General features: G+C 49.4%; 22 protein-coding genes. 4 read left to right on the top strand and 18 right to left on the bottom strand.

Translation table 11 applies throughout. From position 1 onward, the window contains the following. Nucleotides 1-10 precede the first annotated feature (10 nt). From NST08_RS13345 to NST08_RS13315, 7 genes are all read right to left on the bottom strand, one after another. On the bottom strand, nucleotides 11-1,417 hold the full coding sequence (locus NST08_RS13345) for an MBOAT family O-acyltransferase (RefSeq protein WP_213613991.1): 1,407 nt from the start codon (nucleotides 1,415-1,417) through the stop codon (nucleotides 11-13). 95 nt (nucleotides 1,418-1,512) lie between these two features. After that, the gene (locus NST08_RS13340; RefSeq protein WP_210094881.1) at nucleotides 1,513-2,196 is read right to left on the bottom strand and encodes a GDSL-type esterase/lipase family protein; all 684 of its coding nucleotides are present in this window, start codon (nucleotides 2,194-2,196) and stop codon (nucleotides 1,513-1,515) included. Nucleotides 2,197-2,203: 7 nt separating this feature from the next. Next, nucleotides 2,204-2,908 (bottom strand): N-acetylmuramoyl-L-alanine amidase family protein, encoded by a 705-nt coding sequence (locus NST08_RS13335; RefSeq protein WP_210094880.1) that lies wholly within the window; start codon nucleotides 2,906-2,908, stop codon nucleotides 2,204-2,206. Nucleotides 2,909-3,068: 160 nt separating this feature from the next. After that, nucleotides 3,069-4,892 (bottom strand): sensor histidine kinase, encoded by a 1,824-nt coding sequence (locus NST08_RS13330; protein WP_251535111.1) that lies wholly within the window; start codon nucleotides 4,890-4,892, stop codon nucleotides 3,069-3,071. Then, on the bottom strand, nucleotides 4,889-5,566 hold the full coding sequence (locus NST08_RS13325; RefSeq protein ID WP_251535113.1) for a response regulator transcription factor: 678 nt from the start codon (nucleotides 5,564-5,566) through the stop codon (nucleotides 4,889-4,891). The genes NST08_RS13330 and NST08_RS13325 overlap by 4 nt, the downstream gene beginning before the upstream one ends. 77 nt (nucleotides 5,567-5,643) lie before the next feature. Next, nucleotides 5,644-6,999: a sensor histidine kinase gene (locus NST08_RS13320; RefSeq protein WP_251535115.1), complete on the bottom strand. Its 1,356-nt coding sequence runs from the start codon at nucleotides 6,997-6,999 to the stop codon at nucleotides 5,644-5,646. A 2-nt stretch (nucleotides 7,000-7,001) separates the two neighbouring features. Next, on the bottom strand, nucleotides 7,002-7,688 hold the full coding sequence (locus NST08_RS13315) for a response regulator transcription factor (protein WP_251535117.1): 687 nt from the start codon (nucleotides 7,686-7,688) through the stop codon (nucleotides 7,002-7,004). Between the two features lie 186 nt (nucleotides 7,689-7,874). On the opposite strand from NST08_RS13315, the gene NST08_RS13310 reads away from it, so the two are divergent. From NST08_RS13310 to NST08_RS13295, 4 genes are all read left to right on the top strand, one after another. Further along, the gene (locus NST08_RS13310; RefSeq protein ID WP_251535119.1) at nucleotides 7,875-8,111 is read left to right on the top strand and encodes a hypothetical protein; all 237 of its coding nucleotides are present in this window, start codon (nucleotides 7,875-7,877) and stop codon (nucleotides 8,109-8,111) included. 10 nt (nucleotides 8,112-8,121) lie between these two features. Continuing rightward, nucleotides 8,122-9,156: a DJ-1/PfpI family protein gene (locus NST08_RS13305; RefSeq protein WP_251535121.1), complete on the top strand. Its 1,035-nt coding sequence runs from the start codon at nucleotides 8,122-8,124 to the stop codon at nucleotides 9,154-9,156. Between the two features lie 54 nt (nucleotides 9,157-9,210). Further along, complete coding sequence (locus tag NST08_RS13300; protein ID WP_007131803.1) at nucleotides 9,211-9,858, top strand: DUF2306 domain-containing protein; 648 nt, start codon at nucleotides 9,211-9,213, stop codon at nucleotides 9,856-9,858. A gap of 140 nt (nucleotides 9,859-9,998) precedes the next feature. Next, nucleotides 9,999-10,793, top strand: a complete 795-nt coding sequence (locus NST08_RS13295; RefSeq protein ID WP_007131802.1) for a DJ-1/PfpI family protein — start codon at nucleotides 9,999-10,001, stop codon at nucleotides 10,791-10,793. 107 nt (nucleotides 10,794-10,900) lie between these two features. On the opposite strand, the gene NST08_RS13290 is transcribed toward NST08_RS13295, so the two are convergent. The 11 genes from NST08_RS13290 to NST08_RS13240 all read right to left on the bottom strand — a co-directional run bounded on the left by NST08_RS13290 (nucleotide 10,901) and on the right by NST08_RS13240 (nucleotide 24,985). Next, the gene (locus tag NST08_RS13290; protein ID WP_007131801.1) at nucleotides 10,901-11,545 is read right to left on the bottom strand and encodes an SDR family oxidoreductase; all 645 of its coding nucleotides are present in this window, start codon (nucleotides 11,543-11,545) and stop codon (nucleotides 10,901-10,903) included. A gap of 261 nt (nucleotides 11,546-11,806) precedes the next feature. Beyond that, nucleotides 11,807-12,415: a flavin reductase family protein gene (locus NST08_RS13285; protein ID WP_007131800.1), complete on the bottom strand. Its 609-nt coding sequence runs from the start codon at nucleotides 12,413-12,415 to the stop codon at nucleotides 11,807-11,809. Further along, nucleotides 12,415-13,368, bottom strand: coding sequence for a ring-cleaving dioxygenase (locus NST08_RS13280; RefSeq protein ID WP_007131799.1), 954 nt, complete (start codon nucleotides 13,366-13,368; stop codon nucleotides 12,415-12,417). Before NST08_RS13280 ends, NST08_RS13285 begins: the two co-directional genes overlap by 1 nt. Before the next feature lie 268 nt (nucleotides 13,369-13,636). Continuing rightward, on the bottom strand, nucleotides 13,637-14,584 hold the full coding sequence (locus NST08_RS13275) for a DUF1835 domain-containing protein (RefSeq protein WP_232239409.1): 948 nt from the start codon (nucleotides 14,582-14,584) through the stop codon (nucleotides 13,637-13,639). 153 nt (nucleotides 14,585-14,737) lie between these two features. After that, nucleotides 14,738-15,910 carry an N-acetylglucosamine-6-phosphate deacetylase gene (nagA, locus tag NST08_RS13270; RefSeq protein ID WP_341341838.1) on the bottom strand — a complete coding sequence of 391 codons (1,173 nt, stop codon included), beginning with the start codon at nucleotides 15,908-15,910 and terminating at the stop codon, nucleotides 14,738-14,740. Between the two features lie 149 nt (nucleotides 15,911-16,059). Further along, nucleotides 16,060-16,443, bottom strand: a complete 384-nt coding sequence (locus tag NST08_RS13265) for a hypothetical protein (RefSeq protein ID WP_028406657.1) — start codon at nucleotides 16,441-16,443, stop codon at nucleotides 16,060-16,062. Next, nucleotides 16,440-16,658, bottom strand: coding sequence for a hypothetical protein (locus NST08_RS13260; RefSeq protein ID WP_028406658.1), 219 nt, complete (start codon nucleotides 16,656-16,658; stop codon nucleotides 16,440-16,442). Before NST08_RS13260 ends, NST08_RS13265 begins: the two co-directional genes overlap by 4 nt. A 32-nt stretch (nucleotides 16,659-16,690) precedes the next feature. Beyond that, entirely contained in the window at nucleotides 16,691-17,680 is a 990-nt protein-coding gene (locus tag NST08_RS13255; RefSeq protein WP_028406659.1) for a phage baseplate protein, read from the bottom strand. Between the two features lie 372 nt (nucleotides 17,681-18,052). Next, nucleotides 18,053-20,377 (bottom strand): M60 family metallopeptidase, encoded by a 2,325-nt coding sequence (locus NST08_RS13250; RefSeq protein ID WP_244152768.1) that lies wholly within the window; start codon nucleotides 20,375-20,377, stop codon nucleotides 18,053-18,055. 659 nt (nucleotides 20,378-21,036) lie between these two features. After that, on the bottom strand, nucleotides 21,037-24,231 hold the full coding sequence (locus NST08_RS13245) for an alpha/beta hydrolase (RefSeq protein WP_007131793.1): 3,195 nt from the start codon (nucleotides 24,229-24,231) through the stop codon (nucleotides 21,037-21,039). After that, complete coding sequence (locus tag NST08_RS13240) at nucleotides 24,218-24,985, bottom strand: ABC transporter ATP-binding protein (RefSeq protein ID WP_007131792.1); 768 nt, start codon at nucleotides 24,983-24,985, stop codon at nucleotides 24,218-24,220. The genes NST08_RS13245 and NST08_RS13240 overlap by 14 nt, the downstream gene beginning before the upstream one ends. Nucleotides 24,986-25,160: the final 175 nt, after the last annotated feature.

The raw sequence follows: 25,160 nt of genomic DNA, 5'->3' as shown, positions 1-25,160 counted from the left end.
TGCCCCCTCCTCAAAATCGAAAATATAAAAATGGATTGTACGTTTCGTTGACCAGATAGGCCGTTGTCAGCAGAAGGAACAACAAGTAGATAACCGGAACTGCAGCAGTGCTGGTTGTGCTCCATCTTGTCTTCACATACGATAGAGCTTTACGTGGCAGAGGCGTCGCACAGATGGCCAATACAACTAACAATACGGCATTGGTGGACAACCTATAGAGTGCCTGACGATCGACGAATCCTTCCCCGCCGAAACCGAAAAGGACACGAATGAAATGTCCCGCCGCACCCAAATCTTCCATTTCGAACAACACCCAGCCAACCATTACAATCATGAGCGTATACAAATGGGCAGCAACAACAGGAACGCGTCCAAGTATTTTTAGTAGAAACAGCTTCTCGAGCACAACGAACAAACCGAAATACAATCCCCACACGATAAAATTCCAGCTGGCGCCATGCCATAAACCCGTTAAACACCATACCACTAGTAAATTCCGCAACTGCTTCCGCAGCCCTGACCTGTTGCCGCCAAGCGGGATATAGATATACGCCCGAAACCAAGTACCAAGCGAGATATGCCATCTGCGCCAAAATTCCGTCACGCTTTTTGAAATATACGGGTAACGGAAATTCTCCATGAAATCGAATCCGAACATCCTGCCTAGCCCGCGAGCCATATCGGAATACCCGCTGAAATCGAAATAGATTTGCAGCGTAAATGCAATGATGCCAAGCCATGCGGATAAAACGGACAGCTCGGCGACCGGCTCCGCTTTGACGCTGGCCCACAGCAAACCGATATTGTTGGCAAGCAGCACTTTTTTGGCCAGTCCCCGGATAAACAGCTCCGCCCCTTCGCCGAAACGATGCAGACTCACCCTGCGTCCATCCAGTTGACCAGCGATATCGCCGTATTTAACAATGGGACCCGCTACAAGCTGCGGGAACATCGTCACGTATGCCCCGAAGGAGATGATATTCCTTTGCACCGCCACTTTATCCAGGTAAACGTCCACGACATAGGACATCGTTTGAAATGTATAAAAGGAGATGCCAAGCGGCAGCGGCAGATCAGCTGTTTGAAGTTGCAAATGGAATAGCTGATTGATGTTATCTATGATAAATCCGGCATATTTGAAAAATCCGAGAATTCCTAAGCTCCCGACCATCGAACCGATCAATATCGCTCTGGCGATCCGCTTTCGATGCCTGAACTTGTCGATAAGCAGTCCGTTATAATAATCGAACACCGTGGAGAACACCATTATCAGAATGTACACGGGCTCTCCCCAAGCATAAAAAATTAAACTAGCAACCAGCAAAACAGCATTGCGCAGCCTGCTCGGCGACACATAGTACATCAACAGGGTGACCGGGAGAAAAAGAAACAGAAAGATAAGACTGCTAAAAACCAAGATCCGTCACCCCCAACCTATGCCGGTGCAAGAACATCCTCTGCGCTGGGGACAAAACCGATGTTCTGCTGGCGTGCCAACGAGCGGTTCGCATGTTATTTCACGTGCTCCTTCAACAAATCCAGCATCCTTGCATAGAACTCGGGTTTGAAATGAATCCCGTCCGAATCATACATATCAGCCGCATCCTTAAAGATCGGGGCTAGATCAACGAAGCCGACTTGCTCATTGCCAGCAAGATTTTTTAGCGCCTGATTGAAATCCGGAATCGTGTTGTAACGGGGCTCCTTCTTTATTGCCTCCTCTGTCACCGGAGTAACCGTTAACAGCGTGATTTGGACCTCCGGAAGCTTATCCCTGATCATGCCGATCAGCTTGGCATAGTTGTTCATGGCGTACGTCAGCGGATCGTCCGTCGGCCATAAAATATCGTCTGAGCCCAGCTGGATAAACACCTGCTTCGGATTTCGCTTGACCAACTCTTCGATATCTTCAAGGGCGAACTCCGCCGTTTTCCCGGCGCCTGCGAGAACATTCTTCTCGTCCAGTACATCGTGGAAGGACAGTCCCTCCGTAATGGAATCCCCCAGAAACACACTGTTCTCGAATGTCTGTTGATACACCTTAACTGTGGATCCCGATGCAGCTCCCTCCCGTCCCTGTGCTTGGGACTCAGGCTGCACTGCGGATTGGTCCGCTGATTGGTTTCCGCATGCGGCTAATGCCAGCACGATGCTCCCCATTAGAATAGTCAAGGTGATTTTTGTACGCATGTCCATCTTCCCCTCATTCATGTATTTGCAGGTATTCCTTGATTCCATCCAGAATGGAACCGGCTATTCGGTACTGAACCTCATCGGTCAGCATCTGTTGCTCCTCTTGCGGATTCGTTAAATAGCCTGTCTCGATTAGTACAGCCGGCATATTCGTATCCTTCACGACAAAATAATCCTCTTGCTTGACCCCCCGATCACGAAACCCGCTGCCTTGCACCATATGCTTCTGGATGATTTCAGCCAAAGGATAGGAATTTCTATGATAATAGTAGGTTTCTACTCCAGAAACGCTAGGATCCTCAAACGTATTGCCGTGAATCGAAATAAACAAGTCCGCTCCAAGTTCATTGGCGAAATTCGGCCTTTCCCGGTCAATCGAGGATATAAATTGGTCTTCAGCTCGAGTGAGATGCACCTCGATTTGCGGCTCCTGCATCGCCAGCTCCTCAACCTTGAGCGCCAGCTGCAGCGTAAAATCCTTCTCGAAGCCTCCGCTGGCCCCGGTCGCACCATGATCCTTCCCCCCATGCCCGGGATCGATCACCACTTTGAATGGTATCCCCGGCGGATGCGATGCAGTTCCATTCTTGCCTAAGAAGCCCGTCATTTGATGCTCGGCATCGCTTTTGCCGCGGTCTCCCGAGTAAACGTTGTACAGCAGCACGAACAGCATGGCAGACAAGATGAACAGCACCATAGGTATTCTCTTTCTCATTCTCTCTCCTCCTCACGAAAAGAGTTTACGAGGGTGAGATAAAGATAGAATGCAGATGAAATCAAAATGATTTATAGATTTTATAGAGGTAGGATCAGCTAAAGCCTTTTGAACAAAAAATAAGCACAGATCTAAAGATCTGCGCTCGGATGCATGAAGCCTATGTTTTTTTATTCAAATAAAAGTAGAACATAACCCCGCCCGACGTATTCGTAACGCCATAAGGCATGCCATGCATCTCCAATATCTTTTTGGAAATGGCGAGGCCAAGGCCCGTGCCTCCGGTTGAGCGCTGGCGGGACGGCTCCCCGCGATAGAAGCGGTCCCAAATCTTCTCCAGCTGTTCGTCCGGAATATGCGCACCTTTATTTTCGATGGATATTTTAATGCTTCCCTGCTCCTCCATGGTTGTTATAAATATGGACTCCCGCTCGGGTGAATAACGAATGGCATTGGTTAGAAAGTTAATCAGCACCTGTTCGATGCGCAGTTCATTGCCCACAACCTCGACAGGTTGGACCGACGCGTGCAGCTGCAGGTTCTTGCCTTCAATGTCCGCCGCCAATTTTGTGCAGATGCGCTCGATGACGGTATCGATATAAAATGACTCCATCTTCATCTTATAGGTTCCGGATTCGTATTTTGCCAGCTCCAGCATATCCCCGATGAGAAGATTCATCCGGTGCACCTCGTCCTCCATCGCCGCAAAATAATGCTCCCGCTTATGGCTTGCAATCCCGTCCTTCAGAACGGAAATGCAGCTTTGTATGACGCTTAGCGGGGTCTTGAGCTCATGCGATACGCCGGCGATAAATTCCTTCCGTGTATGCTCAAGCTGCTTCTCCTTCTCGATGTCCTGCTCAAGCCGGTCGATATGGTCGTGCAGTCGTTCGGACAGCTCGTTAATGCTTCGTGACAGCTGGCCGATTTCATCCTTCGTCCCAACCGGGATCTTCTCCGAGAAGTCAAGCGCCGCCATTTGCTGTGCCGTTCGATTGATGCGAAGCAGAGGCCTTGCGATCTTGCGGGAATAATAAAACGAGACGAGAACGACCAGCAGTACCGCGGCTCCCATAATGTAAATGTAGTAATCGGTCATCATGTCCGTAGCTTCCGTCACCGGCTGGAGCGAGGTCATCGCAAACAGATATGCCGGTTTCCCGTCCGCATCTTGGATCGGTTCGATAAATAGCTTGTAATTCACATGGTTTTCCTCGTAATCGATAACCTGTCCCGTCTGCGGCCTCGAAATATCCCCATACAGCAGATCCGCTTGAAACGTTTGAACCCGCTGCAGAAGCAAGCGGTTCGTATAACGGGACACCGCAGCGCCTTCCGGTATGCGCAGCTTCGTGATTCTTCCGCTTACCTGGATGCTGGGGTATTTTTTAAAGTAATCTTCCGTGGCACCTTGATACCGATTGACGACTTCATACTCTTTATTCACGAGCTGCGGATTTTCGAGATGGCTTTCGTCTCGCAAATAGGAAGGGCCCCTCCCCATTCGCTGAATAATCAGCTGGTCATTCATGATGAGGCCTTCCAAGGCAATGTGTTCCCCTTCCTCGATCCATGGTTTTACAAATGGATTGTTGGTGTAAAAGTCCTCCACATTGATATAACTGTAGAGCGGAACATGGATCGTACGACCGGAATATGCGGAGTCGCCATCGTTATGATCCAGTTTGATATCCATGGAAAAATCATCGGCATCCTTCAGATTTCCTTGTTCGTCCAGCGTCGTAATCCAGGTGTTATGTTGTTCATAAAAGTCTTGTTCCCGCTTGGCCGTCTGCGCAGGACCATTCTCGCCTTGCAGCAGCTCTTGTTCGTAGGCGGTCAGCGCCGCTCTGACATCCTTGACCTTCTGATAAGCGTAAAATCGCTCGAAGAAAACGGTTTGCAGGGCAAAAATAGCGACGATCAGGAACAAGGATAAGCCGGCCGTCAACATAAACAGCTTCAGGACAATGCTCTTGTTCATGGCTCTTCCTCGAATTTGTATCCCGAACGAACCACCGTCACGATGTGCTTGGCAAGCTCGCCGAGCTTGGAACGCAGATTGCGGATATGGCTGTTGACCGTTCGATCATCCCCGGCGAAATCATAGCCCCAAATCTTGGTGATCAGCTGTTCCCGGCTAACAATAATTCCTTTGTTCTTCATCAGATAAGTCAGTATTTCAAATTCGGTATGCGTCAAGCCGCAGGCCTTGCCGTCAATCGATACGCTGCGGGATGGAAAATGGACCATAAAACCGCCGATGGTTAGCGTGTCTTGATCATGATCGTGAGCAAACCTGCGTTCCAATAACCGCTTCGCGCGTGCAAGCAAAATAGGCGGACTGTATGGCTTCGTGACATAGTCATCAGCGCCGAGCTCGAAGCCGAGGAGCGTATCGTCTTCGTCCGAGCGGGCCGTTAACATAATAATCGGGACATTCGAGGTTTTGCGGATTCGCTTGCATACGGACCAGCCGTCGAGCTCCGGCAGCATGATGTCGAGGATGATCAAATCCACTTCATGCTCCTGAAATAGGGCGATTCCAAGTTTACCATCCGCAGCCTCAAGCACCTCATATCCTTCCGCAAGCAAATAATCCTTCATGATTTCACGTAAAATATGCTCATCTTCTATAATTAGTATCGTTCTTGACATATAACATCCTCTTTAGCGTTTTCTAGTTACGTACCCTTAACGATGTGCTGGGATTTAAGGAAGCCGGATTCTAAAAATCATCCTCTTATCTCCTGATCTTGATGTTTTTCCATCGCCAATGGGATCCATCCTGCAAGCAGCGCTCCTCCTTCCGGATGATTGCTTGCAGCAAGGTCTCCTCCATGCTGCCGAATAATGCGTTGTGAGATCGTCAGCCCTAATCCGCTGCCTCCGGTTGCACGACTTCGGGAAGCTTCTCCGCGATATAGAGGTTCGAATACACGTTCCAGCTCTTCCGAAGAGAAGCCCGGTCCTGTGTCACGCACCGTAAATGTTACCTTATCGGCATGTCGATAACAATCGGCCTCAATCATACCACCCGCAGGCGTGTGTCTTACGGCATTGTCCAGCAGATTGTTCATCGCACGCTCTAATAAATGCATATCTCCGTTGATGCTGCAAGCAACTGCCGCATGAAACGAGATGGAGATGCCTTTCTGCATCGCCTGCGGTCTCAAGCTGTCTATCGAGTTCTGAAGAATATGTCTAAAATCAACCTTCTCAACGTTTAGCTCAGACTCCACGTACTCCATTTTGGTAAAGGTGAACAGATCCTCGACCAGACGGTCCAATTGCGCCGATTTATCCTTGCAAACCGCCACATACCGGGCCATCTTCTCAGGAGATTGAGCGATCCCTTGCTCCAGACCATCCAAATACCCCCGCAGCGCGAACAACGGGGTCCGTAAATCATGCGCTACGGCCGTAATGACGAATCGCCGTTCCTCCTCCAATTCGGCTTGTTTCCGGTAAGATCGCTCAAGTCCCTTCACCATCACATCGAATCCGTCGCGGACCTCAGCAATTTCAGTAACCCTGGACATCGGTAATCGAACATCCCAGTCTCCCGTTGCAATTTGTCTAGCTGCGAGTCCCATCCGCTCAAGCGGCGTAAGTACGAATCGTCTCATCCCCATGCCGACAATACAGATGGCAAGCAGCAGCCCGATGAATGCCGCCATCACTTGAACCTGATTGGATTGAGGCAGATAAAGAGTAACGCGTCCCTGTAACTGACCGTCTTGGATGACGGAAAACCGCTCGGTCGACAATGTTGTTCCGCTTCGCTCCGGATTGGACCGATAAATGTCCTGATCTGCAGCGGATTGGATCAGCACATCCATTTTCGCTTGGCGGAGGGCTGCATGCAATTGATTTTGCCAATCGGGATCCGCCCATTTGTCTGTGTCTGATTCAATACGCCGAGTCACTTCCGAGATATTGGTTTGCAGCGTCTCATTTTGCAGCCGGCCTTTTTCGAAGCTGATCGTCTTGGTCTCCATAAAATGAGCGGCAACATAGAAGTTCCATGGAAGCGCGAGGATGAAGACGAAGCAAAGCAAAGTAAATGTACGAATGCGAATTTTCCTCATCTTTACCCTCCTTCGAATCGATACCCTACTCCCCATACATTTAGCAGGTATTTCGGGTGATTCGGGTCGGATTCGATTTTCTCCCGCAGCCGACTGAGATGAACGCGAATCGTATGCCTGTCGCCGATCCCGTCCCAAAACTTCGCCAATAGCTGCTCATAGGAGAAGACATGCCTTGGATGCTCCGCAAATAATCGCAGCAGTTCATACTCCTTCGGCGTGAGCACGACATGCTTCCCATCCACGACAACTTCCCTCGCGGAGAGGTTGATCTTGATGCGGCCATAATCCAAGATTCTTTCATTCTTTTGCCAGCTGGAATCGGTACGTCGCAGTACGGCCTTCACTCTGGCTACGATCTCTCCCGGTGAAGCTGTTTTGACGATATAATCATCGCCGCCGAGCGTGAAGCCCCTGATCTTGTCCACATCATCGCTGCGGGCGCTCAAGAACAGGATCGGAACATGGCTCTCTGCCCGAATCCGTCGGCATAACTCAAACCCATTTTGCCCCGGCATCATGATGTCCAGCACGATACAGTGAATGGGAGACTGTTGAAATATCGTCCACGCTTGTTCAGCGTCACATGCGGTCATTACTTGAAAGCTGTCATTCTCTAAAAAATCCCTCAATAGATCAACGATACTCGGGTCATCGTCTACAACGAGGATCGTATGTAATCCACTCATGATTATCCCACCTTCACCACCTAGTTTATCATGATATGAGCTGGAACAGGCGGGACCCGGTATTTTGTGATGATTTGTTTATACTTTTGTGACTGTTTCGCCACTTCGTTCGAGATATTCCTTTGTTATGATTCTCCTTGCAGCACATCACGCATTCCAGCCATGCAAAAAAGGAGGTTCATGCCTATGGGCGTCGAAAACGGCACGTTTTCTTTTTTTCCCTTTGGAGCTTTATTTTGTCTCACGCTCTTTTGTTTCGCAGCCGTTCGATTCTATGCGATTTCCCGTCGCCAAAAACCTTCCGATCTAAACGATCGTGATATTGCTTTCATTCTGAAAAGACGGATGGCTAAAGGTGAGATCGATGAGAAGGAATATTACAGGCTGAAGGATCTTTTGGGAATAGAAAAACAAGGAGGATGAGAAATCACTTATGCTGCATGTTCAAATCGTGTTATTTGATGGCTTTGACCTTCTGGATGCCATTGCGCCATATGAGGTTTTCTGTGCAGCAGCCCTGTATGCTGAAGACGCGATAAACGTCGAATTGGTCACAGCCGAAGGGCCGCGTTCCGTCCCCAGCGGCATCAACGGGCTGACGATTGAGGCGAGCGCCACGCTCGACCCGAATCGCTCGGGGATCATCGTCGTTCCCGGTGCCTCCGGAAGCGTTGAAGGAGATGGCCCGGATACGGTTCCTGCTATTCTTGGCCGGGCGATGAATACAGATTTAACGGAGATGATTCGCCAGGCACTTGGCAACAAAGACATCGTTGTCGCCACGGTTTGCGGCGGTTCACTCGTGCTGGCCATGGGCGGGCTCTTGGAAGGCAGACCGGCGGTAACGAATCATCTGGGCATGGATTTACTCGCTGCAACCGGGGCTGTTCCGATCTCCGCTCGCGTGGTGGATGACGGCAATCTGGTTACCGGCGGCGGCGTGACTTCCGGGCTTGACGTTGCGCTATACCTGCTGGAACGCGAGCTCGGACCGCGGATGGCCCACGCGGTAGAGCAGCTGTTCGAATTTGAACGGAGGGGAACCGTTTGGAAGGAATCCGGCGTGGGACCTCGCAATGGAAATAAACCGAAGGTCGGCGAACCGAGCTTCGACGCAGACCAAACGTCTATCCCCTACAACAAGCCGGATACCGATGCGGTACAGACCTCTGCCTTTGACGGCGATTGGGATGCGACCATTGCCACGCCCGTCGGAAAGCTCCAGGTCAAGCTCTCCATTTCTGCGAGTGAGGATCGGATCCGAGGCACGGCTACCCAAGGTGAGGAAACGGTCGAATTTTTGAATCCTGTGCTTCGAGACGGTCAGCTTGCCTGGTCGCTTCAAATTACGAAGCCGATGCGGTTGAATTTAAAATTCGAAGTTTCCGTCGATGGTGACCAAATGTTTGGCGTCGCCAAGGCGGGAATCCTGCCGGCATCCAAACTATCAGGAAGACGGGTTACATAGCCAGGTATGCGCGTATGGGTAACGAATTTTAGAGCCTCGGGGGTTGCGGTTGATATGAAGAAACGGAACACATTATACGGATTGTTGGCTAGTGCCAGCGTTCTATTTATTCTCTACGCCTTGGTGAAAAACTATATGATCGATCCTGAAGCGACGTCCTTCTTAAGCCATAAAACCGGGCTGAAGCGCGAGTTGAATCTGCCGGTCTGGCTGAACGTGATGTATGTGCATGTTGCTTTCGCATGTATTGCGATGGCGTCGGGGCTGGTGAACTTTTCAAAATGGATATTCGAGAAAAAGCGCCGATTCCATCGCATCAACGGTTATGTTTACATCGTATCCGTGCTTGTTGTCGTGTTGACCTCCGGTTACATGGCACCCTACGCCACCGGCGGAAAAATAAGCAGTATGGGCTTCAATGCCTTGAATATCATATGGCTGATAATTACGATTACCGCTCTCGTTCAAATCCGAAGGAAGCGGATCATCCGCCACCGGAATTGGATGATCCGAAGCTACGCCTTTTGTTTCACAAATCTGTTGATTCATCTTATAACTTCCCTCTTTCATCAGGGGTTTGGGTTCGTTTATGCCACGAGCTACACCATTGGCGTTTACGGCTCTATCGCGCTGCTGCTCGTGATTCCCAGCATCTTCATCCGAACCATCGGTCAATCGAAGGATGTTTCGTTCCCCTCCTAAACGAGGTATCGCTTTCCCCTCCATTTCACTGTGGATACTGGGTTGGGTACCCCTTCATTTTAGGAATCAATCAAATACTCAATGCCTGGCGGATATCATTCGCTGACGCCTTGGGCAAAACGAAAGGATGCAGGTTTATAATGAAAAAAATCTTTGGTTTACTCATGTCGTTTACCCTGCTGCTATCGCTTGTCGTCCCAACTGCAAGTGCAAATCCTGCAGAAAATCAAGATCTAGCAGCGGACAAAAATATCCATGTTCAAATCGTATTATTCGACGGTTTCGATTTGCTTGACGTTACCGGGCCTTATGAAGTGTTTGCTGCCGCAGAAATGTATACCGGCGGAAAAGTTACGGTGGAATTGGTATCTGCCGAAGGCAAGCGAGTGGTCCCGAGCGGATTGAATGGTCCCTCCCTTGAAGCGCAGGCTGCATTAGACCCAAAACGTTCGGGAATTATTGTGGTTCCTGGGGCTTCGGGTAAGCCTGCAGGACATTCGGATGATTCGATCCCCAATATTCTTAAGCAAGCCAAGGATACCGGCTTGACCCGTTTGATGAAACAAGCATTAAACAATAAGGAAGTGACGGTCGCAACCGTCTGTGGCGGTTCTCTGCTGCTTGCCATGGATGGTTTGCTGAAAGACCGGTATGCCGTCACCAATTCAATCGGCATGCCCGCGCTCGCAACTCTTGGTGCGAAAACGGTCGAGGCAAGAGTCGTTGAAGATGGGCCTCGCTTGGTGAGCGGTGGAGGAGTGACTTCCGGGCTAGACGTCGCCCTGTATTTAGTTGAACGAGAATTAGGGCCGCAAATCGCGAATGCGATTGAAAGATTATTCGAGTACGAACGGAGAGGAACGGTGTGGAAAGCGGAAGGTACGACGCCGATGAATTTTGGATCGAATGCCGGCGATGCTCCGGAGAAGAAATAAAACACGGCATTGCCTTCAAACGTCATTGAATCACGCAGGCACGGCAATCGTGCTTGCATGATTCATGCTTTGGGCTGAGGCTTACGCTTAAAAAGCACTTCGTTCCCCTATAAGGAACGAAGTGCTTCTTCAATTGGCGTGTCTCCACTAACCATGTCGAATGCCTTGCCGATGGTATGAGGATTTTCCAATGAAGCGACAATCGTAGATGCAACATCCTCCCGCGGAATGCTGCCGCGATCCAAATCAACCGCTACGGCGACCTTCCCGGTACCCCCTTCGTTCGTCAGCCGGCCTGGACGGATAATCGTATAATCCAGTCCGCTTTGCGTTAACCAAACATCCGCGTAATGTTTGGCCGCGCTGTAGTATGGTGCGCTCTCCATCCATTTTTCACGATGATGAACACCGATGGCGCTGACCATCACGAAACGACGTACGCCGGCTAGCTTGGCGGCTTCCATGGATTTAATGGCTCCGTCCAAATCGATCATCATGGTTTTATCCGCGCCCGTATGACCGCCGGATCCTGCGGTAAATACAATCGCATCAGCCTCTTTCGCCGCACGGGCGATATCCTCTATGCTTCCTTCAAGATCGACAAGGATCGTCCGGGCACCCTGTTCTTCGAACTTCGTTCGCTGCTCTTCCTTCCGCACCATCGCAATGGCGTGATGTGCCTTCGATGACTGAAGCTTACTGAAAACATGCTGGCCGATTTGGCCATTCGCTCCGATGATTAGTACCTTCATGGTTTTCGATCCTTCCTTTCTTTGCTTATGGTCCTTTATTAACCGCTTGAGTCTCGCATGAATGATATGTAGTGTTTACTTATAAGATACACTTAAACCTCGCGTGAAGCGAATACGTTACTCTCGTTCGATTATAAGGATGAAGTTAGCCTCTATAAAAACAAGAATGCATGGAGTCCCTAGACTCCATGCATTCTTTTTATACACCTTTGCAATTTCTCGAAGTGAGTGCCTCTTTCACTTCTTTATAGCGCCTCTTGTTTACTCCGGGCGCTCAATGGCAAAGATTTCTCCGATTTTGGCATAATGGTGGCCAGCCAGCCTGCTAACCGCCCTCAGACCAACGGGATCGATTCTTCCATTTTCATAAATATGATCCTGAATATGAAACTGCACGACCCTTCCGATGATAAAATCGCATCCGTTCTCACCACTCCCGTCGAACGCCAACGCTTGCTCCAACCTGCATTCCATGCGGATCTTGGCCTCCATGATCCCCGGAACGGTAATCTTAACGCTGTCAACGGGTGAAAATCCGGCCAATTGGACTTCACTCTGATCGGGAGGAAGCTTGGCGGTTGTTAAATTAACCTGATGTACATTGTCTTCATCCACAATATGAACGACAAACTCGCCTAGCGTCTTTATATTCCGGGCAGTGTCTTTCTCCATCCCTCCGGAACGCTGGATGGACAGCGAGATGAGCGGCGGGTCCGAAGATACGATATTGAAATAACTGAAAGGAGCGCCGTTTAATACGCCATCGTTCGAGAGCGTCGTAACCAATGCGATCGGTCTCGGGATAATGCTGCCGATCAGCAGCTTATAGTTTTCCCTTTCGGTCTGATTCGATGGATCGATGGACAGCATCAAGACTCGCCTCCCGCACTGGATTCCAGCTCTCTCACTTCGAACGGAAGCAATACTTTTTCGATTTCAGATCGGTGAGGCTCGTATTGCGACGGCAGCTTCAATTCTTTCCCCATCGATTCATGCGATTCGTCGTGCGCAAATCCAGGAGGATCCGTGGCGATTTCAAAGAGAATGCTCCCATGCTCTCTGAAATAAATCGCATTAAAGTAGTTACGGTCTTGCACCGGAGTTACCTGATAGCCCTGGTCCGCAATATATTGCTGCCACCGGAGCTGTTCCTCATCATCTTTAGCCCGCCATGCAATATGGTGAACCGTACCGACACCCAGCTGGCCGTAGCCAGCTCGTGAAAGTCTCAGATCAATCGTATTCCCAATATCCGCGGAGGAACGATACCGAGCAAGCTCTCCTTCTTGGCCGACATATTCCAGTCCCATGACGTGTTCCAACAGTTCGGCGGTTCTTTCCGGTCTCATAGAAAATAAGGTTGCCCCTCCAAAACCTTTAATCGCTACATCGGAAGTAACTCCGCCAAAATTCCAGGTATTGAGCTCACCTTCTTCTCGCTCCACGAGCTCGAGATGAAGGCCATGGGGATCATCAAACTGCAAATAAGTTTCTCCAAAGCGTTCACTCATCGCAAATGAAACATCATATTTCCGAAGGCGGTTCTGCCAGAATGACATCGCCCCCTTCGGAATCGCATAGGACGTGACCCCCACCTGTCCGCTGCCGATTTTGCCCTTGTAGGCGTCCGGCCATGGAAAGAATGTAATGATTGTGCCGGGTTTGCCGCCTTCGTTGCCGAAATAAAAATGGTACGTGCCCGGATCATCGAAATTGACCGTTTGTTTTACTAAGCGGAGCCCTAATACACCGGCATAAAAATCAACATTCTCTTGCGGATGCCCTACAATTGCAGTAATGTGATGGATTCCTGTTGTTTTCATTATTTATCGCTCCTCTGTTTGGTTGAGTGCCGGCAACGAAATTTGCGAACCGGCTTTGTTAATGGATTATGGCTTCGCTTCAAACCAATTGGGTTGCAGGTCGCAATTCATTTGTCTTTATTTTAAGATATTTGTATTTGAGATTATTTTACGCACTTATCTGTATCCTGTCAATACACTTCGTGTTTTATTTATTGACATGGCTGCTGTGACCTGTTCGTTGATCACTCAACTAAGAAAGCAGCCTATGGGGCTGCTCCTTCACATTTCATGTATTCGAAAGACGTAATGAATATTGATGCGGGAACCCCGGTATTCCCTTGAACGTCAGGACACCATCGCTGGTTAACCTTAAGATTCTGTAAGTAATAAAAGAAATACTGATTCGCTGCCGTGAAACTTCAAGAACTCTGGCCATGACTTCACCTGCATGCACATAATCACCGGCTCCATGCATCCCTTGCAGATCGGTGACCGACTGGATAATCAGCGGATCCAGCTTGTCCTCCTCGCAGCCTCTTAGCTCTCCCGCCTCCCATAAACGAAGCCAATGGTTCTGTCCCGCCAACTCGATCCATTCGCCCTCATACCGCTTCCTGGTTTCCGAGTCCAGCGGGAAGCCCTCAGCATAGTCCCGAACGATTTCAACATAATTATCCCGGTCGATCAATGCCTGCGCATAAGGAGTTCCTCCTCCCTTCTGGTGAAAACCCAATTCTTGGGAAACCTTCGTCACATTAACGATACGTATCGGCTGTTTCCTGTCTTTCAACAGGTAGAGGGCGAATCGGAGCCCCGTTTGATCATGGGCATTATCGGCACACCAGATCACAACGGTTTTATGCTCGGGGATGGCCTTTAACTCCTTCATCAATTGCGCAATTTGGTGATCCCGGTTAATCGAGTCGAAGAAATAGTCATCCTGGACATGATTCATGAGCCAGCTTTGCCTGCGTTGCTGCCCTTCCGACGTGTCCAATTCCGCAATCGGGCCGACCGAAAACCAGTTATTAAATGCCAGTACTCGACTTTGTTGATGTTTACCAACCTTACTAAGGGCTACTTTCAATGAACCTGCATCCGATAGACTGAACACCACATGGACATGCGTCTGCAGCCTCTCGATTTCCATATGCTGCTCGTACGCAGCATTGATATGCTTGCCAAGCAGCCCGTATAACCGATCTGACGTCTTTTGATCATACGGCTCCTTCACTGCCGTATCATCCTGTTTCACAGAATGCAGCAAATTTCGGAGTATGGCTAGGTGTTCTCTTTTATGCAACGCCTTTAATTTTTCATCGAGCTTATCGATGGGAATCCCTCCTTTGTCAGTCACAACAAGTGTGAGCTTTCCTCAGCTGTTTTTCTATCGATGATTGCCGTCACTTTCCCTTTTAAAAATCATCTTCCCGCCAATCATCGTCCATTCGACTTCAAACTGGTCATCCAGCAATACCAGATCGGCATCCGCTCCTTCGGCGATGCGTCCTTTGTTGGTCAGCCCGAGCACATCCGCCGGCGTGGTGCTTGCCATCCTAACCGCATCTTGAAGCGGGATCCCCAATGTTACCGTATTTTTCAAAGCTTCGTTCATCGTAACGGTGCTTGAAGCCAATGTCCCATCCATTAATTGTGCAATCCCGTTTCGGACCGTTACCTGATGTCCGCCAAACACATACTCTCCATCCCCGAGCCCCATGGCCTGAAGCGCATCCGTAACGAGCACGATACCCTCTGGCCCTTTCACACGATGCATGAGCCGGACGATGGCAGGATGAAGATGCACATTGTCTACAATGGCCTGCAAGCTTACCTTCTGCTCCTCCATCGCGGCAACGATAAGTCCCGGATCGCGGTGATGAATCGGCCGCATTCCATTAAAGCAATGCGTAATATGGCTGGCCCCGAGACGGAATGCCTCTTTGGCTTCCTCATACGTTGCATCCGAGTGGGCAATCGCAATAACGATACCTTTTTTATGTAAGAAAGAAACCAACTCCATACCCCCGGGCAGCTCGGGAGCAATCGTAACCATCTTCAGTAAGGAATCGGCTCGCTCGATGATGAGTCCCATTTCTGACAAATCCGGATGCCGCAGATGCGCTTCGTTCTGCATTCCTTTTCGCTTCACGTTTAAATAGGGGCCCTCCGCATGGATACCGGCAATCATCGCTCCCTCTTCGTGCCCCGCAACCTGCTTCACCTTGTCGATCATGCGAAGAAGCGTTTCCAAATCAGATGTTACGGATGTCGCCAGGAACGAGGTGCAGCCGGTGGCCGCAGAGGTTTTGGAAACTTCTTGAATGCTTCTTGTCGTTCCGTCCATCATGTCATAGCCGTTCGCTCCGTGAATATGAACATCGATCATGCCGGGAATGAGCAGCTTTCCCTCCCCATCAATGATAATCGTCTCTCCCGTGATTTCCGGGGCTTCCCTCTTGATGGCAGTAATGCGCCCTTTATCGATAAGCACTGATCCATTCTCGATGACTTGCTTATCGGTTGCTATTCGAGCATTAATAATTTGTACCGCTTCCATGTCAAACCCTCCCCTGCTATTAGCTCAGCATCCGTCTAACCAAGAAGATACATAGCTTATATTGTTGAAAATTCGAGCGATAGGCGCGCCGAATCCCATTCTTTATCGTGATTCACTCTCCGCACTTACGCAGCAAAAGTTCTCCGCTTTCACTTCGGCTCATTCGGCTCGTCCAGACCCTCGAGTTCCGGCAGTCCAGCTTCGCGCCGCTTCTCAATAATGTAACGGACATACCATTCCGGATTCTCCGTGTTCTTCCGTACCGATGCGATCGTTCGCAGCCACACCTCGTTCCAGCTCTGCCCGTTGGACTTGATGTGCCCTCTTTTCTCCATCTCAATACTTCCGTCATAGGCAAGCGCGGCAGATTCACGCATCGCAGGTGTGTCCAGCAAGATGATGTTTCCATGCTCGTCACGCCTGCTCTGGATGCCCATATTCCCATCAAATTTGGATGCGATCCAACCCACCACCAGCACCAGGACCATGAACAAGACGACGACTCCAATAAGGACCCACAACCAAATACTCATCCCATTCCCCCCACCACGACCGGAACCATTTGTTCCCTACTACACCATTTTATACGCACTTCTGTTGTAAAAGGTATCCTCCCAACTAAAAAGACAAGAAAAAACTCCCGGAACGATATCCGGGAGTTTAAGCTGAGCGCCAGCAGCAGCGTATCATGAACTTCCTGCTGCGCCTGATCCGCATCTCCGTTCAGATGCCGGTTAACTTGCTCCATGCCTCTTTTTCGGAATAGCTGTATATCGGTTATTAAAATATGCTATCAGGAACGTAATAAATTTTCTGGGTATCCTTCTTATTTACCGGATCTGTAACGATCGTGAAATACACATTGCCGTTCTTGGTCTGGACGCCCTCGATTTCGCGGTTGCCCACATTTGTAATCTTCACCAGCGATTTATACGCCCCCGTGTTCGACATCATGGCAATTTGCGGCGTTTCCCCCTCCGCTCCGCCTGAGGTATAGATTTCGGTGCTGCCGAGCATGTCCACCCCTTGGAATGACCCGTTCGGTCTAATAATGGCACTGCCTGATTGGGTGAAGCTGGTCACGCAGGCGCTTACCGCTGCCGCGCTGTCCATTCGCACCATTTCATTGCTGTCAAGGAGCTTGTTCAATGCTACCGTGTCATAAATGGCCCAAGTCACAGTGCCTTCCTTCGTCTGTACGCGGAAGACCGTATGCGTGCTGTTTCCGCCGCCATCCACCCGGTAAGTATCACCTAATCTTGCACCCGTCTTATTGGCGTAGTTCATGTAGGTAAACCGGCGAAGATCCGTATAATCGACGGTTGTGCCTGGCGAATATTGAACTCTTGCTACCTGGAGCGACCAGTAATAGTCCGTGGATGGATCAGCTTTAGAGCTGAAATAAAAATAGTTCTCGCCATTGTACGTATACATATCCAGCGTCTGGCAATGGCCGGTATTGGTAATGGTCATTTTATCAACGAACGTAGCGTTATTTCCATCGATCAGCAATCTTGAAAGATAGCAATTTCCTCCCGACCGCTGCGTTACATAAATATATTTAGATGCGATGTAAGCTTTCTGCACCACCACATTGTGCTGCAGTCCTTTGAGATTGTAAGCGAGCGTTGCGGAGGCGTTCACGGTCTTCTCGGGGGTTGCCGCAAATGCAGGCAAAGCAGACATACTGAATATAAAAATGGCAAGCAGTGCAGAAGTGAGTGTCATTAACCGCCGTTTCAAATGGTTCCACGTTTGATTTCGTAGCATACGGATTACCTCCATCGTTATAATCTTATCCATGCACATGTCCCTACGACCGTGGTGCCTTTAATACACAAAACAACCGAAGTGCGCAATCTTCCTCCTTCCCTAATCGATAGGCAAGTGATGCCACCATTCAACCCCGACGCGATGGTCACCTCCTTTTTTAAAAGGAATGTTTGCAAGTTATTCTTCTATAATTTAACAAATATATGGGATTTTATCAAAGCTTTCATAGGAAGGCACGATATTTTCTATTTGGTCGATTCTCCCCATTTTTTTAGTAACTTCTATACCGTAAAAATCTAAAAAGCCGCGAACTTCGCGGCTTCAGACCTAACCTATGGATGAAACATCATGATGTTCAAAATTAGCGCACTATTCCCTGAGGAGCCACATTTCTTGCTGCGGTTGCGGCAGCTGCAATGCCTTTATTTTATCTTTCCCTTGATCGGTTAAACCGATCGCCCATTGGCTAAAAAACTGTGTCAGATCCTCGCCAGCTTCCCTCGAGGCAACCAATGCAAACGTGTCGACAGTATTCTGAATATCACTTTGCGGCATTTCTCTGTAAGCTTCGAAAATCCGGGTATAGAGGTCCCAGCCGTAAGAAAGCTGCAACTGCTTGAACATTACGAGTCTTTCGTAGTTTCCGATACTCCCGTATTTTTTGTCTGGATCGTCACTGCTTGCGAATGATATCGCCCGGTCGTAATAGTCCTGGCCATCGCTGCCGACCTTAAGCAATTCGGAAGGATTTCCGTATCTCTCCTGTGTATACAGGGAGAAAATATTTACGGTAACCTCACCAACATCGCCCCAAGTCCATGTCCGTTGCTGGTATTCATGCCCCAGCTCATGCCAGAACCCCCAGGCACTCGATCGGAGATAGTCAATATCAAGCAAATTGGGAGCATAGCTGAACGGAAGCATAATCGGATAACCCGCATGCATTGCACCTGAGGAAATTTGAACATCTGCCACGTATCGGCGGTTCATCTTATGAGCGGTGTGCGGCATAGCCCTCTCCGAGTGTAGTCCGACCAATTCATCATAGCTATCGTATATTTCATCCCAAGTCTGCATCAGCTCTTCAGGATTCGATACGTCACGGATCAGCTCAGAAGGAACGGTTAGCACGATTCTTTTACCCTGAAGTTCAGCAAACGGAACGCTAGGTGGCAGATTCCGTATCGCTTCCCATTGCTCCGCCGTCGTTTCTCCAAGCACGAAGCGGGGGGCTTCAACCGCACCGCTAATGCTGACTTTAACTTTTACACCTGGTTTAGACTTCAGTGGAATAAGATATATCAACCCACCATATGGACTGTTCACCTGATTTCTTCCGGGTGCCAGCTTTTGATGATTCACCACAAGAGGAGCACGTTCCCATTTGCTTGCCCCCCTCAGGTCGTCATCATGTGAACCGATTTGTACCGTCAAATGCTCGGCGCCTTCCGGCACTTCCAATGTTACGGCTTTTCCAGGAGGTGCATAAAGTCCTGTGCTAACCCAATTTTTCGAAGGGAGAGCATGTGTGTACATCATGTTGGGAAAGTCAAAATCCACCTCAACCTCCCGGTTATTCACTACGAACGCATCATCAGCGACTTTACCTGGAAATTGATCCGCATACGGTGATTTTTTATTGGATGGGTTCAACGTAAAATGGCTGAACTCGAATACGCGAAGTGCGTTCGTGTACGGAGCTTGAAATTTAGAGATTGGGAAAGTGGCCGAAGGCAATTTACTCGCCTCTAAGCTGGCCCAATCAAATAATTGTGATTCAGTCGATAATGTCTCGAGTGTTTCACTTAGAATCGTATACAGTAGCTCCCGCTTTTTGCTTTCAGTTGTTCCGGCTGGACCAATGTCGATGTCGTCATAAGTGATCGTTCCTGCTTCAACTGCTCTTCCTTGCTGAAAGCGGTTCATGAAGTGATGATTCAATGATTGTTCTGGGGTCAGCTTGGATTCATTGCCATTTGAGTCGGTGCCGCGGTTCATCAAAGTCAGGCCTGCACGGTTCATTAATTTTTGAATGGCGAAATCCCGACTCAGTCGTCCCCCTCGCAGATTGCCGACCTGCAGGACAATATGCTCAGGCGTATCGCGCGTAATTCCTTCAAGTACGCTGTTGTTTTCAGATACGATCACGCTGCCACCAAGACGTATATACTTATCCAGTGCTTCTAGATCGGAATCCTTCACCGAGCTGTCTACGTAAGCAACCGCATATTTTTGCGGGTTCAGATTCGCTGATTCCCAGCTGTCGCTTTTCACGAGCTCGATAGGAAGATCAGGAGATACCGTAAATGAATGAGAAGTAGTGATCAAGCTGATTTTCTTACCCGTTCCCCGTAAAGCATCCGCGTAGCGTCCCGTTATATCGTTGCCGCGGCCAGAATTCGTATGCGACTCGTCCGTTAGCCATAATAAAATATTTCGTGCTAGCGTGCTGCTAGTTTCATCTGCTTGCTCGGAAAGGTTAAAATATCGATCGCTCCCAGCCAGTAGAACTCGCCCTTTGCCATATCGTGATGCCGCGATTGCCGGGATGTTACCCGGAACGCTCACATTGAACGCATTGCCGCCAATTGCAGCTACCCCTCCGCCTGCAAAGTATGGAATCGCCGCCAAGTCCTTATATAACAGACTGAAGTCTTTGCGAATATCGTCTATTGAGGGCAAATCCGTCGTCAATGAAGTCGGACCACCCGAATGAAGGTGTTCCATAGTGACTCCAGACGGAGACCCGGTTACGTTAGATGAAGCCTCAGGACTTTCAGCATTTAGGGTTAACGGTGATATGGAGCTTATTACTAATGCAGAGCTGATAAGGGCTGCGATCTTCAAATTCCACTTTTTTGACAAATGATATCTTCCTTTTCAATTTTCAGGTTAATTTCCGATCATTTTGCTTGAGCTGGTAAATTTCGTGCGACCCAGTTCGGACTTGTACGTTATTCTACTTCCTTTCAGCTAAAGATATAAAATTTCGATTAAAGTTAACTTCGGATTAAATAATAAATATTCAACTCCTTCCCCTATGATTAGTTTGAAAAGGCGATCGATTACTTTGTCCAACTCCTTTTAGCTTGTAGCTGTGTCATTTCGCCCATCCTAAATATAGAACAACTTACGGGAATTGACCCACTGCCGATATTTAAGACCGGACTGTATTTTTTTCGGACAGACTTGTTTATTCTTGTTTAGTCTACAAATGAAAGGCGTATCGGCCATTGCTTCCAAGCGTTATTCGCAGCGCCTGAAGCCCCGCTCTGATATGAGCGAGGCATGGATGGAATACGGCTGGTTAAGTGGCTAAAGGTCCATCATTTCTTCGCTTTCATGACCAACCGCTAGTTGATTACATTAACCTCTGTGTAAGGCGAGTCTGTAGTCGCGAGCAGAGGCTGCGGAATGCCCTTTAAATGATAATCGAAGAACGCTGCCACATATTCCCGTTGAGCGTCAAGCGATTGCTCAGAGTCAGCGGTTCCAATGCTTTGCTGGACCGCAAGCCTGGAAAGGCTTACCTTGCTTGCAAGCTGAGGCAACAGGGACTGATAATCGGTAAAGGTAAAGTGGGCCCCGTTCGGTATGGTCACATCCATTTTCCAACCGCTTGTATGGTTCCAGAACATAGCCCGGTCCTCCGCCGTCAAATGCGAGTCCACATCTCCCTCGTCGTTGAAACCGGAGTTCAACAGCATAAATGGACGATCCAGGCCGTGCTGGGCAACGGGCAGCGGGTGATTGGGCATATGCCCCATCGTACCGTCCATATCGATCCCCGCATCGATTCGCTCGTCCTCATACATCGTTTGCGCAGCCGTCGCTCCCCCGGCAGAGTGCCCATAAATGCCTACCTTGGAAAGATTAAGACTGGCGGCCAAACCTTGAGGCAGCAACTTCTTACCTGCATCCGGATTGCTGCCTGCCCTCATTTCGATCAATTGATCCAGTACAAATCGCACATCATCAACACGGACATCGATCATCTTAAGCACCGTTTCAGCACTGAAAGCCGGCAGCGCCTCCGTTACGACCCGACCGTCGGCAAATTCGACGACTGATGCTTCATGGGTATGATCCAACGTAATGACGACATATCCTCGGCTAGCCATTTCCTGCACCAGGATCGTGCCAAAGCTTCGCGGGATGGAGCCGCCCGGGGAGAAGATGATCACCGGCCAACCTCCCTCATTATCGGCCGCAGGCGCCTCCAGCCATGCGTGGGTATCGATATCGGCCAGATTGACCGTGCCAGGGGTAAGACCGATGGATGGAAGTTCCGCTTGGTCATAATGTTTTGCTGCACCTTCCCGCATATACATGGCCTTTTGTCCGCTTTCTTCCTCGGCAGGGTACCAGATGCTGATCATAAGCTCCCTCGGTCCTTCGTTAACCCAAGGGTCCATTCTGTCCTTATCCATTAAGTGTAGCTCTGTCACGCCGACCGGATATTTCCCCATAGGTGCAGGAATGTGGAGCTGGACGCTTGGCCCCTTTGCGATTTCTTCTTCCTGCGGGACCAGGGCCAGCCATACGAAGATCCCGACAAGTATGATGGCTACTGACATGATCACCAGCACCGAAAGACGGACCCAACGCGGGGTTTCCCCGATGAGAATTTTGCTGACAGAACCTACGGTCAGCACAAAGTAGACCATATAGATCATCATAAACACGCTAATACAGACCAGGACGGGCTCCAGAAGACTGATGCCGCCCAATCCGCCGAACAGCCTCCTTAGCCAGCTGAATACGACAATATAATGTACCACCCCAACGAGCAGCGGCAGCATAAAGATCATAGCGTTCTGCTTAAAGATCGAACCGCTAATCTCGTTATTGCTCACACCGATTCTCCTCAGAACATCGTAGCGGGCCTGATCTCCCGCCGCTTCGGTCAACTGCTTGAAATAAAGGACGCTCCCCGTTGCCAAGAGGAATACAAGTCCCAAAAAGCCAAGGATAAATACATTTAGCGCAGCGCTCTCGATTCCAACGCGATATTCGGCATAATACGACGTCATCTTTGATTCCGGCGTGGCCATGGAGGCAAGCGCATTAGAAGTAGCCCTCGTTGTTTTCTGCCCCTCTACCGTGTAGCCGATATAGTCTACAGAAGGACTCTGCCGCTCGATGGCGCGGTAGGTTTCATCAGCGACCACGACCATTATATCCGGATAGCTCCAGTTCACGATACGTTCGATCGTCATATCGGTAAATGCCAGAGTCAACGGTCGTGAGGGCAGCTCCAAGGTGATCGTCTCTCCGTCATAATCCGACCACTCATGCTCCGTGTACATCGGGCGAATCGCAATCGCCCGGCCGGGCTCCGTCACATCCAGTCGGGGAATGCTGAGCGCTTCCGCAGCCCGGTTATATCCGCTCACGGAGGTGACTTTGATGGGCCGATCGTTAGATGCCATTTGTTTCTTCGATATAATCTCATCGCTCGAAGAATGTCCGTTCAGATGAATAACAGGAATCGTAACCTGCTCGGCCACAGGATGCGCCATATCGCTTCGGATCAGATGGTCGACTTGCTTGTTAAAAGCTTCCTCCTGGCTAACAAACATATAGCTGAAGGGAGCGATCAAACGCGTGGAATGCTCGTAGGTATGGTAAGTACTCAAGCCAAAGCTGAATGCGCACAACGCCAAAGCCGACAAGATGGATATGATGCCGAACGTGCGGGCGTTCCCCTTCATGCGATAGACGAGATTCGACGTAACTACCAAGTTCAACCCCTTATAGTAATAACGTTTACGGCGCTTCGCCAATCGCAGGACAAAAATAATAAGCGATGAAAACAAGAGTCCCGTCCCCGCTATGATCCCGACCGACATCACCCCAAGATTGGTCAGGATCTGCTCATTATTCGCAAACTCGCGAAGTCCGAACCCATAACTGATCGACAGGATGAGGATAGCAGCAAACGCCGAAAGGATGGAAGCCCGCGGTTCCCGCTCCCCTTCCTGTTCCGCACGAAACAGCTCGATCAGCCGGAATCGGTAGATCAGCCTATACGCCTGCACAGAAGTGATCAGAATAATCATCATGAACACGATGATCGTACTGATGACAGCCGGAAAGGAGATCGACATCCCTATATCCACGCTGATGCCGAGCAGCCGGGCCAGGATCATGGTGAAGAGCTTTGACAGAAGAGATCCGGCACCGATTGCCAATGCGAGAACGATTAAACCGATCAGAAGATTTTCATAGAATAGCAAACGGCCGATCGTTCGTTTGGGCAATCCCAGCAGGGCATACAGCCCTACTTCCTTCTTCCGTTTTCTGGAGAAGAATTGGTTGGAATACAGGATAAACACCGACACGAACAAGATTAACACGATCGAAGCAATGAAGAACGTGGACTTCATGCTGCTGGACGACTCGATCGCGTTCATGATTTCCGTACTGTACTGCAGGGAAGCGAAAATATAAAAAATGACGACACTTATAAACATGGAGATGAAATAAACAAAATAATGGCGGAAATTGCCCCGTATGTTTTTCTTAGCCAGATCAAACAGCGTCATTGGCATCTCCTCCCAGCACGTTCAGCACATCCAATATCTTTTTGAACATTTCCTTTCTGGACATGCTTCCCTTGACCAGTTCTGCAAAAATGCCGCCGTCTTTAATAAACATCACGCGGCTGCAATAGCTTGCTGCGTAAGCATCATGCGTGACCATCAGGATCGTGACGAATTCCTGCTCGTTCAGATCCTTCATCGCCTCGAGCAAGTCGGCAGCAGCGCGGGAATCCAAAGCACCCGTCGGTTCATCCGCCAAAATCAGTCTCGGATCGGTCACGATTGCACGGGAAGCAGCCGTTCTCTGCTTTTGCCCGCCGGAGATTTGATACGGGTATTTGTCCATAATATGGCCGATGCCAAAGCGCTCCCCGATCGCTGCCACCCGGCGTTCCGTTTCATCGACGCCCATCCTTGCAAGGGCGAGCGGAAGCACAATATTTTCCTTGACGGTCAGCGTATCTAAGAGATGATAGTCTTGAAAAATAAAGCCCAGCTTCGTTCGGCGAAACTCCGATAATTGTGCTTCATTCATCTGCAGCACGTTCTCCCCGTCGATCACGATGTCTCCAGAGGTCGGCTCGTCGATCGTGGATACGATATTGAGCAGTGTCGTTTTCCCGGAGCCGGATGGCCCCATTATCCCGACAAATTCTCCTTCCTGAACAGTCATATCAATGCCGTACAGCACCGGGATCACATTTCCTTTGACGCCGTACGACTTTTGTAATTGCTGTATTTTAACGAGCTCTTTCATCTGTTCTCCACCTCCAGGTAGTCATTCCCTGGTATCATAACACCGTTTTTAACGAGCAGCCTTACTCCTGACTTACGAAATTCTTGAGCAGGCTTACATTTTTGTAACCTTGTCCAAAGCGATGATGTTTGCTTTCCCTATCAAAGGTATAATGAGATGAAATGACATGAACCGC

Source organism: Paenibacillus sp. FSL K6-1566, assembly GCF_038050475.1.
GTDB classification, from domain to species: Bacteria; Bacillota; Bacilli; order Paenibacillales; family Paenibacillaceae; genus Paenibacillus_AQ; species Paenibacillus_AQ lactis.
The sequence above is the reverse complement of the archived record's forward strand: the minus strand, read 5'-3'. Positions and strand labels throughout refer to the sequence as shown.